At 71.9% G+C, this 13,262-nt stretch carries 12 protein-coding genes; 1 reads left to right on the top strand and 11 read right to left on the bottom strand.

The window, feature by feature from the left end; genetic code table 11:
• Window positions 1-53: 53 nt before the first annotated feature.
• Both K7G60_RS32385 and K7G60_RS32380 read right to left on the bottom strand, forming a co-directional pair.
• Complete coding sequence (locus K7G60_RS32385; protein WP_225804535.1) at window positions 54-692, bottom strand: TetR/AcrR family transcriptional regulator; 639 nt, start codon at window positions 690-692, stop codon at window positions 54-56.
• Window positions 693-958: 266 nt separating this feature from the next.
• Window positions 959-3,511: a discoidin domain-containing protein gene (locus K7G60_RS32380; RefSeq protein ID WP_225804534.1), complete on the bottom strand. Its 2,553-nt coding sequence runs from the start codon at window positions 3,509-3,511 to the stop codon at window positions 959-961.
• Between the two features lie 384 nt (window positions 3,512-3,895).
• On the opposite strand from K7G60_RS32380, the gene K7G60_RS32375 reads away from it, so the two are divergent.
• The gene (locus K7G60_RS32375) at window positions 3,896-5,200 is read left to right on the top strand and encodes an NAD(P)/FAD-dependent oxidoreductase (RefSeq protein WP_225804533.1); all 1,305 of its coding nucleotides are present in this window, start codon (window positions 3,896-3,898) and stop codon (window positions 5,198-5,200) included.
• Window positions 5,201-5,284: 84 nt separating this feature from the next.
• Here K7G60_RS32375 and K7G60_RS32370 read toward each other — a convergent pair whose 3' ends face one another.
• The 9 genes from K7G60_RS32370 to K7G60_RS32330 form a co-directional block, all read right to left on the bottom strand.
• Entirely contained in the window at window positions 5,285-6,430 is a 1,146-nt protein-coding gene (locus K7G60_RS32370; protein WP_225804532.1) for a tryptophan dimethylallyltransferase family protein, read from the bottom strand.
• A gap of 194 nt (window positions 6,431-6,624) precedes the next feature.
• Window positions 6,625-7,986: a cytochrome P450 gene (locus K7G60_RS32365; RefSeq protein ID WP_225804531.1), complete on the bottom strand. Its 1,362-nt coding sequence runs from the start codon at window positions 7,984-7,986 to the stop codon at window positions 6,625-6,627.
• 5 nt (window positions 7,987-7,991) lie between these two features.
• On the bottom strand, window positions 7,992-8,594 hold the full coding sequence (locus K7G60_RS32360) for an ATP/GTP-binding protein (RefSeq protein WP_225804530.1): 603 nt from the start codon (window positions 8,592-8,594) through the stop codon (window positions 7,992-7,994).
• The gene (locus tag K7G60_RS32355) at window positions 8,569-8,946 is read right to left on the bottom strand and encodes a DUF742 domain-containing protein (RefSeq protein ID WP_225804529.1); all 378 of its coding nucleotides are present in this window, start codon (window positions 8,944-8,946) and stop codon (window positions 8,569-8,571) included. The genes K7G60_RS32360 and K7G60_RS32355 overlap by 26 nt, the downstream gene beginning before the upstream one ends.
• Complete coding sequence (locus K7G60_RS32350) at window positions 8,943-9,344, bottom strand: roadblock/LC7 domain-containing protein (RefSeq protein WP_225804528.1); 402 nt, start codon at window positions 9,342-9,344, stop codon at window positions 8,943-8,945. Before K7G60_RS32350 ends, K7G60_RS32355 begins: the two co-directional genes overlap by 4 nt.
• Window positions 9,341-10,507: a sensor histidine kinase KdpD gene (locus K7G60_RS32345; RefSeq protein WP_225804527.1), complete on the bottom strand. Its 1,167-nt coding sequence runs from the start codon at window positions 10,505-10,507 to the stop codon at window positions 9,341-9,343. The genes K7G60_RS32350 and K7G60_RS32345 overlap by 4 nt, the downstream gene beginning before the upstream one ends.
• 590 nt (window positions 10,508-11,097) lie before the next feature.
• Window positions 11,098-11,769, bottom strand: coding sequence for a DUF3618 domain-containing protein (locus K7G60_RS32340; protein ID WP_225804526.1), 672 nt, complete (start codon window positions 11,767-11,769; stop codon window positions 11,098-11,100).
• Window positions 11,745-12,176, bottom strand: coding sequence for a phage holin family protein (locus K7G60_RS32335; protein WP_225804525.1), 432 nt, complete (start codon window positions 12,174-12,176; stop codon window positions 11,745-11,747). The genes K7G60_RS32340 and K7G60_RS32335 overlap by 25 nt, the downstream gene beginning before the upstream one ends.
• Window positions 12,177-12,179: 3 nt before the next feature.
• Complete coding sequence (locus K7G60_RS32330) at window positions 12,180-12,911, bottom strand: hypothetical protein (protein ID WP_225804524.1); 732 nt, start codon at window positions 12,909-12,911, stop codon at window positions 12,180-12,182.
• Window positions 12,912-13,262 lie beyond the last annotated feature (351 nt).

Here is a 13,262-nt window from a genome sequence, read left to right as displayed (position 1 = left end):
GAGATCCTCGAACGCCTCGCCTCATATCTGAACAGAATTCCTGACTCAGAAGACTAGCGGCGGCGCTTCGGGGCGTACGTCTCGAGGTACGCGGTCATGAGGCGGCGCGCCTCGTCGATCGTGGCCTCGTCGCCGGTCCGGGAGTTCTCGAAGGCGATGCCGAAGACCCGGTCGGCGGCCTCGTAGGCGACCTGCACGGCGAGCCGGGGCGTGTCGGCGACGATCAGCTTCCGCTCGACGAGGCGACGCCGGAGCTGCTCGGCCTGCGCCTTGCCCCAGGCCTCCTCCAGCTCCATGAGCATCGGGGCGCGCCCCGGGGCGTACCACAGCTCCACCACGCTCGGGTGCTCGCGGCAGTAGGCGAGCTGCGGGTCGATCAGCGCGTCGATCACCTCGCGCAGGGTGCCGAGTTCGGGGTCGTCCGCCGCCTCGGCGACGAGCGCGTCGATCTCCTGGCCGTGGCGCTGCACGAGTGCGGCGTCGACCTGGTTCCGGTCGGCGAAGTAGTGGTAGACGGAGGCGGTGGGGATGCCGGCCCGCTTGCCGACGGCACCGAGCGTGGAGGCCTCGTACCCCTCCTCCGCGAGGATCCGGTCGGCGGCGTCCAGGATCGCCTGCACGCGCTGCACGCCGCGGCGCTGCACGGGCGCCGGACGGGAGGCCACCTGCGACCTCACCGGATTCTCGACCATGATTCGAGAATATCAGCCGGGTCACACAAGATCATCGGAAGATGATCCGACCGCGGCGGCCTACCGGTACCACGCCGAGACCTTCCTCGTGGACAGGCCCGTCGACCTGGCCCGGGGCGGGGACGCGGCCGTGGTGCGCCGCGCACCCCTCGGGGCAGTGCCGTGGAGCCCCCTGCGGCCGGGTCGTCGGGGATCCCCGCGCGCCGGGCCGCGGCGCCCGTTCCCGGCGGTGCTCCGGGCCGGTGGCGGACGCCGCTGTCGTGCCGTCAGGAGACGGTGATGAACCGGGCGATGCTCGGCACCCCTTGGGCGTCCAGGGCGAAGAGCATGTAGGTGCCCGGCAGGACCACGCCCTTGTCGGCCGGGATGGAGACCGTGTACGTGCCGGTTCCCGCGGCCGTGGATGCCAGCGGGACCCTCCGCTGGTCGTTGTCCGTGGAGTGGGTCGCGGCCGCGGCCCGCATCAGGACGAAGGAGGCCACCGGCCCCTCGGTGCCGACGGTGAGCGAGGTGCCGGCGGCGGCCCGGGACGGTACGCCGCCGGTGATGACGGGACGCGGCTTGGGCGAGCCGTCCGCCTTGAGCAGGTACGGCGGGGTGAACACGGCACCGTCGGCGTGGTTGGTGGCGCAGGCGCCGCACAGGCCGCCGCCGCCGGAGAAGATCCGCCCGTCCGGCAACAGGTTCGCCACGCTGTGGTAGTTGCGCGGAATGGCCATGGTGGCGAGCGGGGTGAATCGTCCGGTCGCCGGGTCCCACAGCTCGGGGGTCAGCACGGACGTGGCGTCGCTGAACGGCACGGGGTGGGCCTGCCCGCCGAACACGGCGACCTTGCCGTCGGGCAGGACGACGCTGTTGGCGAAGGCGCGGGCGTGGCCCATGTCGCCCGTGCGCGCGGGCCGGACCTGATCGCCGTCGACGCTCACGGTGTACGCGCGCCGGGTGGCGGGAGAGTTCTCGTACGCGGGCGAGCCGCCCAGGGTGAGCAGCTTGCCGACGTCGTACGCGACGGCGTTGCCGGTCATGGCGTCCTGGCTGTCGGCCCGCGTGCCGGCGGAGGTGATGCTCCCGTTCCCGCCGGTGGCGATCCAGTGCATCTGCTTGCTCGGGCCCAGCTGGAGCACCTTGCCGCCCGAGGTGGCGTACAGCCACATGTGGTTGTCGGCGCGGTAGGCGCCGCGGGGGTCCGCGGTCATCGCCGGGGTGGCCGGGACGCCGGGGAGCTTGCGCCAGGTGCGGGTGTCCGGGGACCAGACCTCGCCGGACCTGTCGCCCGCGGTGCCGCTCCAGGATCCGCCGAGGACGAAGGCCTCGCCGGTGGAGAGCAGCGTCATGGCCTGGTAGCCGCGGGCGATGTTCATGTCGGTGGTCGGGGACCAGGCGTCGGTGGCCGGGTCGTAGATGCTCGCCTTCTCCGCGTTGCTGCCGCCGGTGACGAGGACCCGGCCGTCGGCGAGCATCGCTATGCCCGGGCAGAACATGTCGTGGCCGGTGTCGTCGACGCGGCGCTGGGTGACCTTGCCCGTCTTCAGGTCCAGGATCGCGGTCTGGGTGTAACCGTTGCTGCCGCCGAAGCGGTCGACCGCGTACGCCGACCAGGCCAGGAGCTTGTCGCCCGGCAGGACGGCGGTGGCCACCGGCACCAGGGGGAAGCCGGTGATCCGGCCCCAGGAGCCGTGGACGGCCGGGGCGGCCGGTCCGCTCAGGCGTATCTCGGCGGCGGAGGTCCAGGGCCCGCGGCCGCCGGCCTCTCGGGTCACGGTCAGGCGTATGTAGCGGGCGCTGCCGGGGCGGGTGAAGGTGGCGGTCTTGACGGTGTCGTCGTCGCGCCAGGTGCCCGTGGCGACCGGTGTGCCGAAGGTGGTGCCGTCGGTGCTGGTGGTGATGGCGTACGCGCCCGCGCGCCCGTTGGGGCCGTCCTTGCGGGGCTGGTAGACCAGGGCGGAGACGGCGGCCGTGCGGTGCATGTCGATGGTGATGCTGTGCGGCAGCGGCGCCGGGGTCCCGGACCACCTGCTGTGCCAGAGGGTGGCGGCGTCGCCGTCGAGGACGTTGGCCGCGCGGCCGTCCTCCTTGACGGTCTCCTCGTCGCTCGCCGTGGCCGTCCATCCGGTCCGCGGCAGGTCGACGGTGGCCGCCGGGGTTCCGGGGTCGCCGAGGAGGTCGATCTCCGCGGCGGAGCTCCACGGGCCGCGGCTGCCCGCCTCGGTGACGGCGGTGAGCCGGACGAACCGCGCGCCCTGCGGGGCGAATCCGAGGGTCTTGGCGCCCGCGTCGTCCGCGAGGGTGCCGGTGGCGACCGGACTGCCCCAGTTCCGGCCGTCGGTGCTCACGCTGATGCTGTACTCGCCGACGCGCCCGTTGGTCCCGACGGTGCGGGGTTGGTAGATGAGCGCCGAGACCACCGCCGTGCGGTGCATGTCGATGGTGATGCTGTGCGGCAGCGGCGCCGGGGTCCCGGACCACCTGCTGTGCCAGAGGGTGGCGGTGTCGCCGTCGAGGACGTTGGCCGCGCGGCCGTCCTCCTTGACGGTCTCCTCGTCGCTCGCCGTGGCCGTCCATCCGGTCCGCCGGAGCACGGGAGCCGTCGGTTCCATGGCGTTCGCCGGGGCCACGCCGTGGTGCGGCGACAGCTTCGCCGCCTGCCGGTCGAAGGCCCCCGCCGCCGGCCGGGGGATCGGGTCGCGGCCGCCCTCCCCCGTGCTCGCCACTCCCAGCCAGGGGGTGAGCCCGACGAGCAGCGAACCGAGGGCGAGGGCGATGAGCAGGGGGGAGCGGCGGAATGCTCCGGCAAGGGCGCGGACGCGTCTGGGCTGCAATCGGACCTCCTGGGCGAACCGTGAACCGCTGCGGCCCCTAGAACATAGGTCAGAACGGATCAACTCGGCCGAGAAACAGATGAGTTGACGCGAAACCGCGCCGCCCGACGCGGAACCGCCTCCTCCACCGGACCCGGCGGCGGGCTCATCGCCTTCGAGGCGCCGACCGCGTCCCGGCGAACACGAGATCACCGCCTCCGGCGCCGCCGGGTACGGTGACGTGGCGCGGGGCACGGAACGGACCGGTCCGGTCCGGTCGTCGAGCCGCTCGGCGGGACGCGGTGGGTGTGACGGGTTCCTCGGGGTGTTGCGGGTGTGAGGCGAGGGACGGGTGGGAAGTGGATGATCGTTCGAGTGAAGGGTGTTCGTTCTGTGGGGGAAACCTTGAGTGTGTGCGTGATCGGTGCGGGGCTGTCGGGACTGGCGACCGCACACGCTCTGGCGGTCAAGGGGATCGACTTCGTCTGTCTCGAGCGGGCGGTCGATGTCGGCGGGATCTGGCGGCAGCCGGGGGCCGGTGAACCGGGGCCCGGGTACAGGTCGCTGCACCTGAACACCGCGAAGCAGCTCACGGGGTACACCGAGTTCCCGATGCCCGACGACTACCCCCTCTATCCGCGGCACAGCCAGGTCGCCGCCTATCTGCGGTCCTTCGCCGAATGGGCGGGGGTGCTGGACCGCATCGAGTTCGGCGTCGAGGTCGTGTCGGTGCGGCAGGAGGACGACGACGCGTCGTGGGCGGTCGTCAGCCGGAGGGCGGACGGGACGCTGGAGTCGCGGCGGTTCGCCCATGTCGTCGTCGCCTCGGGGCACAACACGGTGCCGACGCTGCCGAAGCCCTCCCCGCCCGGTTCCGACGGGTTCACCGGCAGGATCCTGCACTCCGTCGACTACCAGGACGGGGCCGACTTCGCCGGGCAGCGCGTCGTCGTCGTGGGTCTCGGCGCCTCGGCCGTGGACATCGCCACGGACCTCTCCCGGCATGCCGCGCGCACCGTGCTCTCGGTGCGTCGGGGACTGCACATCGTTCCCAAGCAGCTCTACGGCATGTCGGTCGACGAGATGGCCGAGGTGCCGTGGTTCACCGCCATGTCCCTGCCCGAGCAGATCGACTTCGCCGAGAGGTCCCTGCAGATCGCGCGGGGCAGGCTCTCCGACTACGGCCTGCCCGAGCCGGACCACCCGCTCTTCTCCTCCCCCGTGACCATCTCGGACGAGATCCTCAGCCGCATACGCCACGGCGCGGTGCACCCCAGGCCGGGGATCGACCACCTCGACGGCAGGCGGGTGGTCTTCACCGACGGGACCTCGGAGGAGGCCGACGCGATCGTCTACTGCACCGGCTACCGCATGGACTTCCCGTTCCTGCCCGAGGGATGCCCGGCCGGACCGGACGGGTCGGTCGAGCTGTACCGGCGGGTCGTCGCTCCTGGCCGGCCCGGTCTGTACTTCGTCGGCCTGGTCCGCCCGATGGGCGCGATCACACGGCTCGTGGAGGGCCAGACGCACTGGGTCGCGCGCATCATCGGCGGCGAGGCCGTCCTGCCGGACGCGGACGCGATGCGCGAGGAGATCGACGCGTACCTGAGCGGCATCGCCGAGCGGTACGGCACGGCGGAGGGCGGCTCCTCCATCCAGGTCGACGTCGGCCCCTACCTCAAGGAGATGCGGGGGCTCCAGACCGTCTGAAGGCCCGGCCGGGCCCTGTGGCCGGTCCCCCTACGACGGGGCTCCCGGTGGATCTCCACCGGGAGCCCCGTCGTAGGAGTGTCGCTAGACCCCCGCCGCCGCGCGGCGCCGCAGTTTCGCCGGCGGTCTGACGGCGTAGGCCTCCGACGAGAGGTACGCGGTCACCCGGGGCGGGTGGCCCTGCTGGTGGGCGAGCGCGAGGTAGGCGATGAGGCCCACTCCGTCCTTCGGCCGCCTCGCGGTGAGGGCGGGCAGCGACCGGACCAGGGGGGCGGGATCCATGCCGTGGCTCCGCAGGACGTCCACCGCCCGATCGAGGACCTCTGCGTCGTCGCGGGCGTAGTCGCGGACCGGGACGTGGAGGGTGAAGCCGCTGGGGCGGCCGGTCTCCGTCTCGGTGAAGGAGTGGCAGGACAGGCCGGGCCGCCGGTCGAGGTCGTCGGTGGCGGCGACGGCCCGGAAGAACTCCTGGATCTCCGCAGGCCCCGGGCCGGAGCCCGTGCGGGACAGGCCGCCCGCCTCGGTGGCCGACAGGTCGGGGTGCCGGGCGTAGACCTTCACCCGCGGCGTCTCCCAGTGACCCAGGTCCAGGGCGAGGAAGGGGTGGCCGTCGGCCTTCGGCAGCGCCGCGTACGCCTTCTTGTGCCCGAGTCGGCGCAAGGCCTTCCGTACGGTCTTGGCGGAACGTTTCGCCCCTGACGCGGCCGGGTTCAGGTACACCTTGACCTTGGGCACGCCGCCGGGGACCAGTTCCAGCGCGATCCACAGCGCCAGCGGGCCCTTCGGCCGGTCCGGGAAGAAGAGGTCCTCGATCTCGTCGAGCCGCTCGGTGGAGAAGTCCCAGCGCCGGGCCATCGCGCGGACGACCTCCAGACCGATCCGGCCGTTCTCCGCCCGGGTGTCCGCGCCGCAGCCCGGTTCCACCAGCACGCGCAGGGCCGGGGCCCGGCCGGGGCTGAAGGAGAGCGAGTACTCGACGGGGGTGTGGTCGTCCGAGAGGAAGGTCCGCGTCGGGGGCGGCAGGGCCAACGACCGCTCGGCGGCCGGGCCCAACGCCTCGACCAGGGTGCGCGCGTACGTCTCCGTGTCGGCCGGAGAGAGCCCGGCGACGTCACAGAGGCGCACCAACTGGGCCCGGGTGAAGGTGCCGAGCGTGCCGGACCGCGGATCCGGGAGGATGTCGAGCGGCAAGGTGGTCACCGCCACCCCGCCGGAAGTCCGGGTACGCATGAAGATACCCGCCGGCGAGGGCGGGTATCCCGGTGCGCACCGACACGGGGCGGTGGCTCTGCCATAGCGGTGTCGGTGGATATGTGGTCCACGACATCTCCTCTACCTCATACGCAACACTGGTACCAGGGCGATCACTACCCCTGAGATCGAACAGCCATGCAGAGATATGGAGACTATGGAGGATCTGTGGATCAGCTGGTGAGCCAGGAGAGGAACTGGCTCCAGCGGCCCTTCCGTTCGCCCTTGCCGTCCCCGCCGTTCTGGTCGCCGGACTGCGCGCCCGAGGCGGTGGGAGCCGGGCCGGGCCGGGTGTCGCCCCGCCCCGACGGCGGGACGGGGGTGAACCTGGCGGGCAGCGTGGCCAGGGCCCGGTTGAAGGGACCGGGACGCCAGGTCAGGCTGTCCTCCGGCACGGCGAGTTCGACGTCCGGCAGCCGGTTGAACAGGTGCTCGAGGGCCGTGACGGTGATGTGCCGGGCCGGCTCCTTGGACGGGCAGCCGTGCAGGCCCGCGCTCCACGCCAGGTGGGACCGGTTGCTGCCGGCCGTACGGGCGGCCGTCAGGGCGAGGCCCGAGTTGGCGGCGGCGAAGCTCACCAGCATCAGGTCCCCGGCCCGCACCTTCTCCCCCGCGAACTCCATGTCCTTGGCCGGGTAGTGGGGCGCGTAGTTCGACATCGGCGGGTTGTCCCACAGCGTGTCGTCGAGCGCCTCGTCGATCAGGCCGCCGCCGTCGGCGTAGCGGTCGTCGGTGAGCAGCCGGTGCAGGGTGTTGCCGAGGAGGTTGCGCAGCGGTTCGGCGCCCGCGCCGAGGAGCAGGGCGAGCTGGTGGACCATCTCCTCGTCGCTCAGCTTGGCGTGGTGCTGCATCAGCCAGGACGTGACGTCGTCGCCCGGCCGGCTCCGCTTGAGCGTGACCAGTTCCTGCACGGCCCCGAACAGCACCGCGGTCGCCTTCTCGGCGTTCACCCCGTCGAACATCCCCGTGATGCCGAAGAGCACCCGGTCGCCGATGCCGGCCGGGCATCCGAAGAGTTCGTTGAAGACGAACAGCGGGAGCTGCTTGGCGTAGTCGCCGAGCAGGTCGGCCGAGCCGCGGGAGCCGAACTGGGAGATCAGGTAGTCCGAGATCCGCTCGGTGTTCCGGGCCAGCCGCTGCGAGTCGATCCGGGCCATGCTGTCCGTGATCGCCTGCCGCAGCCGCAGGTGCTCGCCGCCGTCGCTGAACATGCAGTTCTGCCGGTAGGCGAGGAGGGGCACGACGGGGCTGTCCCGCGGGACCCGGCCCTCGTTGAAGTCCCGCCACAGACGCGCGTCCTTGCGGAAGGACGCGGAGTCCTGGAGCAGCTGGAGCGCCGTCGCGTAGTCGGTGACGAGGGTGGCGTCCACGCCGGGGGCGAGCTCCACGGGCGCGGTGGGCCCGTAGTGGCGCAGGTAGGCGTAGTACGCCTGCGGGTCCGCGGCGAACTCCGGTCCGTGCAGCGGGACCCGGGCGCCCGAGCCGTGGGCGGGGCAGCCGGGCGGGGGCACCGGGGCGGGGGTCTGGGTGTCCATGTCGGCTACTGCTCCTGTCGGACTCGGTCCAGCAAGAAGCGGACCAGGGTGGTGAGTGCGCCGGCGGACGACTTCTCGTCGCGCGCGTCGCAGGTGACGACGGGGGTGTCGTCGAGCAGGTCCAGCGCCTCGCGCAGCGCCGCCTCGTCCCTCAAGGGCGTGCCGTCGAAGTGGTTGACGGCGATGGCGTATTCCAGCCCGTACTGCTCGATCAGGTCGATGACCCCGAAGGAGTCCGCGAGCCGCTCGGGGTCGACGAGGACCAGCGCGCCGAGGGCCCCGCGCGCGAGGTCCTCCCACATCTGCACGAACCGCTGCTGGCCGGGGGTGCCGAACAGGTACAGCACGATGCGGTCGCTGATGGTCAGCCGGCCGAAGTCCATGGCCACCGTGGTGGTGGTCTTGCTCCGGACGCCCTTGAGGTCGTCGACGTGCTCGGCGGCCTGCGTCATCCGCTCCTCGGTGGTCAGCGGCTCGATCTCGGAGATCGAGCCGATGAACGTGGTCTTGCCCACCGCGAAGTGTCCGACGACGAGGATCTTCACCGGGATCTGCGAAGCCCCGTCGCGTACGTAGTCCTGCTCACCCAAACTTGGCGCGGAGACCATTCAGCACCTCCTCCAGGATCTCCCGGTCGGCGAGGGCCGCCCGGCGCACCGGCGAGCGGGTGACGAGATAGCCGCCCTCGGCCAGGGCGGCGAGGAGGATCTTCACCACGCCGAGCGGCAGCCGGGTGTGACCGGCGATCTCGGCGACCGACAGGTAGCCGGCGGAGCAGATGTCGATCAGCCGCTGCTCCTCGGGGGAGAGCCGGGTGGGCCGCTGGCCCTCCTCCGGCGCCACCGTCACCAGTGTGATCAGGGAGAGCTGCTCCTCGTCGGGCAGACCGCGTCCCTTGGTGATGACGTACGGCCGGACCAGCTCGGCGGCCTCCGGCTCCCACTCCTCGCGTCCCGTCATGAGTGCGTGCCGAGGTTCTCGCGCGGCGGTGTCATGAGCACCTTGCCGAGCTGGCCCACGAGCTGCTGCATCCGGAAGGTGATGTCGGCCATGTCGACGTCCGGGGAGGCGGAGACGCCGAGGTAGGCACCCTCACCGGCGGAGATCAGGAAGACCCAGCCGCCGTCGAACTCGACCAGGGTCTGCCGCCACCGCGCACGCGGGTCCTCGCAGAAGAAGCCGAGCGAGCGGCTCAGCGACTGCACACCGCTCATCGCGGCCGCCACACGGTCCGCGTTGTCCTTGTCGTAGCCGTTCGTCCTGGCCATCAACAGGCCGTCGGCGGATATCAGGACCGCGTGCAGCGCGCCGGGAATCTCCAGGGCGCTGTCGAGCATCCATGACAGATCGTCGTTCACGAGACCTCATGTCCTTCGCTGCTTGCACGAGACGTACCGCTCGTGCGGTCCGGCGCCTCCGGGAAGGAGGCCCGGCCGGACTCCGTGCCTCGCTGGAAGGCACCCATGATCGCCGCCGCTTCGGCATCGGAGCGGCTCGGAGCCTGCGCGGGCGTACTGCTGGGCACGATGGCCATCGGCCGCTTGCGGCGTCGCTTCGGCAGGCCGTCGGCGGTCGAGGACGTCGCGAGCACGGCTTCGGGTCCTCCCTGGCTCGGGGCGCCGGCGCTGATCACGGGCGGCGCGGTGGGCTTCTGCACCGGCACGCTGGTGAGCAGCTCGTGCGGCAGCAGGACGACCGCGCGGACGCCGCCGTAGGGGGAGGACGAGTCCACGGACACCTCGAAGCCGAAGCGCTCGGCCAGCACGCCGATCACCGCGAAGCCGAACTGCGGCGGGTTGCCGAGTCCGGAGACGCCGGTGACCCGGTTGCTGGAGAGCAGCCGCTCGGCGCGCGCCCGTTCCTCGTCGCTCATGCCGACGCCCGCGTCGTCGACGACGATGCACACGCCCTTGGGCACGGTGCGGGTGTTGATCTCGACGACGGTGTCCGGGCTGGAGTAGCTGGTGGCGTTGTCGAGGAGCTCGGCGAGCGCCAGCGCCACCGGCTCGACGACGCGGCTGGTGAGGCCGAAGTCGACGCGCGAGAGGATCTCCACGCGACGGAAGTGCCGGATCCGGCCCTGGGCGCTTCGGACCACGTCGTACACGGACGCCACGTCGCGGTGGCGGCCGAGCCAGCCGTCGCAGAGCACGGCGATGGACTGCGCGCGCCGGCCGAACTGCGAGTTGGTGTGGTCGATCTCGAGCAGGTCCTGGAGCATGGCGGACTCGCCGTACTTGCTCTGCAGCCGCGAGACGACCAACTGCTGTTCGGCGGCGAGGCCCTGGAGCGTCCGCATCGCGGACTTCAGGACGGTCTTCGTCGCTTCCTCGGCCTGCTCCTGCGCCGCCTCGACGGACTGCGCGTAGTGGTTCTCCAGGTCGGAGTAATGGCTCCGGAGTCCGTCGATCTGCTGCTTCAAGGCCTGGGCCGCCTTGCGCTGGCGGACGATGACGGCGATGGCGGCAAGAACGAGGACCAACAGAGCCCAGAGCATCGGGTTCTGCATGTATTCCGTCATAAGACTCTCTTCAGGCGGCCGACGGCCAGTGGCTGAATTCCCGTCATGCGGTGCACCGGCGAACCGTCCGCATCGGGACGCCTGCGCGGAACACCCCTGAAGTCGGAGGTGTCGTTCTGCGCTCATCCGCCCGCCCCGCTTGCGCCGAGATCGTATCACTGTGCGATTAAGTGATGGGCCGTCAATAGACAGGCCGACCAGACAAGTCGGACGGTACGGGACGGACTCTTGACCCATGGAGCCGGCCGCCCGTCCGGTAACCCGGTGACGGAGACGCGTCGCCCCAGGTCACGGGCACATTCGAAGCCCTCCGACGACATTCCGCCATTCTCGAAATCCTCGAGATTCTCGAACGCCCCGGAGGGGGAACCTCCGTGAACCGCGCCGCCCGGCCGAGGCGGTGCCGGCCGAGCCGGACGTCCCGCCGATCCACCACCGGGCGGATCAAGGACATCGACCCCGCCCCGGCTCGCGGCCGGACCCCGCCACGGCTCCCGAGCGGTATCCCGGCGGTCCCCGAAGACGACGGAACGGGCGGGTCCTCAAGGGACCCGCCCGTTCGATGGCGGTGGCGCCTGAACCGAGAAGGATCAGGGAGCCGCCGAACCGGGGGCGCCGGGGGTGCGGCGCACTTCCTCGGCGGCGTCCTGGCCCACCTGGCGCAGGCCCTGCGCTGCCTCCTGGCCGGCGCTCTGGGCGTGGTCCTTGGTGGTCTCCGCCGCTTCCTGGGCAGTGCCCTTCACCGACTCCACGGCCTGGGCGGCGGGTTCCCGCATCTCTTCCCCGACCTCCTGGGCCGCTTCGAGGACCGTCTGCTTGACGGGTTCCAGCAGTTCACCGGAGTGCTCGCGCAGCTTCTGTCCCGCGCGTTCCTCCGCCTCCGTGGCCGGGAGGAGAGCGGCGGCCAGCATGCCGGCGCCGAAGGCGATCAGTCCCGCGCCCAGCGGGCTGCCCTGGGTCTGCCGCTTCACCTGCGAAGGCGCCTGCTGGACGGTCTCGCTCACGGTTCCGCCGACCTCTCTGGCGGTCGCCGTCATGCTGCCCGCGGCCTGACTCAGGCTCTCGGACGCTCCGTCCGCCGCGCCCCGTGCCGTACCCATCACACGCTCCTTCACTCCGCCGACCCGGTGGCGCACCGAGTCGACCTTGCGCCGTGCCACCCTGCCCGGGGCCATCCTCTCGGCCAGAACATCGACGTTGTGCGCCAGGTGCGCGCGCCGGTACTCCGCATCGGTCCTCAGCTCGTCGGGTGTCGGGCCCATCGTGCATCCTCCTTCAGCGATTCCACGGCCTGTTCGGGCTTGAGATGGACGTTGCGCCAGCCGGCACGTCCGCTGATGTAGAGCACCGCGCCCACGGCGGCCCACAGGGCGGTGACGATCAGCGCGGCCCACGCGATGTCGAGGACGTGGGCCAGGGCGAATACGGCTGTGAGGCTGCCGAACAGCAGCACCATGTGTCCTGCGTAGCCCGCACCGCCCAGCATTCCGGCCGCCTTGCCGGCCTTCGCCGACTCCTGCTTCAGTTCGGTCTTCGCCAGTTCGATCTCGGTGCGGACCAGGCCCGTCAGGTCCTGGCTGATCTCACCGACCAGATCACCGATCGACGGCTCCGCGGCCGCCGGCGACGGTCCGTGGCGGGTCGGCCGCTCCTGGTATGCGGTGGCCACGGGTCACATCCCCTCTCCCGGGCGCGGCGAGCCGCCGTACGGCTGCGCACCGCCCGACGGCGGGTAGGACGGCGGTGTCGGAACCACGTGCGGGGGCTGCGACTGGCCATAAGCGTCGGTGAGATCCTCGTAACCGGCGGGCACGCCGGAGCGGGCGGCCGGAGCGACGCCGCCCGCGGTCCGCTCCGGGGCAGCGGAGCCGCCGCCTTCGTCGCCGCCGGCGTCGGTGGAGGAGGCCGCGCCCACTCCCTTGCCGGTGCGGCCCACCAGGAACCCGGCCACGGCGGCGCCCGCCAGGAAGGCCCCTGGGCGGCGGCGAGCGAAGTCCTGCAGGTCGCCGACAAGTCCGTCGGGGCCGCGCCGCTCGATGCGTGCGGCGGCCTGTTCGCCTCCGTCGGCCAGCTGACGGGCCACGCCCGCCATGGTGGAGTCGGGCTTGCCGCCCTCGCTCATCTCCCGCAGCTCCTGAGCGAGCTGACGCACGTTCTCCGCCAGGCGCTCGGTCTGGGACTGCGCCTGGCCCTGGAGCTGGCCCCGCAGGTCGTCGACAAGACTCCGCGCCTGGGCGGTGGCCTCGCCGACGACGTTGGCCGCCTGTTCCTTGGCCGTCCCGCCCACCTCGGCGGCCTTCCCGCCGACCAGTGCGGCGCCCTCGCCCGCCTTGTCCTGGGCCGTCTGCGCTACCGCCGCCGCGCTGCTGTCCTGCCGGCGGCTCGATTCCTGGAAGTCACTCAAGGCTCCTCCTGGTCGATCGAAGGATCATTTTTTTCCCTCCCGCCCGCACTTGCCCACGTTTCACCCATTCACCCCTCTTATGGCATGAAGACAGCGGATCGGGACCCCGCCCCTGGTCACAGGGGCCTCAGGAGGTGCGGCCGGGCCGGATCCGCGGTCACCGCCGGGCCCGACGGCTCACCGTCTGATGCGGTTGCGGCCGGGGGCGGTCGGTAAGGCCGAGGCGTTCGACCGGATGTCGGGAGGGAGGGCCGTGTCGTCGACGAGGGAGGCGAGGAACGCGATCCCGGCCACCCGGTGCCCGTCCGGGGATGCCAGGGGACCGGGCCGCTTGTGCGCGGGCGTCCGGCT

It is taken from the genome of Streptomyces sp. NK15101 (assembly GCF_020400725.1).
Lineage (GTDB): Bacteria > Actinomycetota > Actinomycetes > Streptomycetales > Streptomycetaceae > Streptomyces.
The sequence above is the reverse complement of the archived record's forward strand: the minus strand, read 5'-3'. Positions and strand labels throughout refer to the sequence as shown.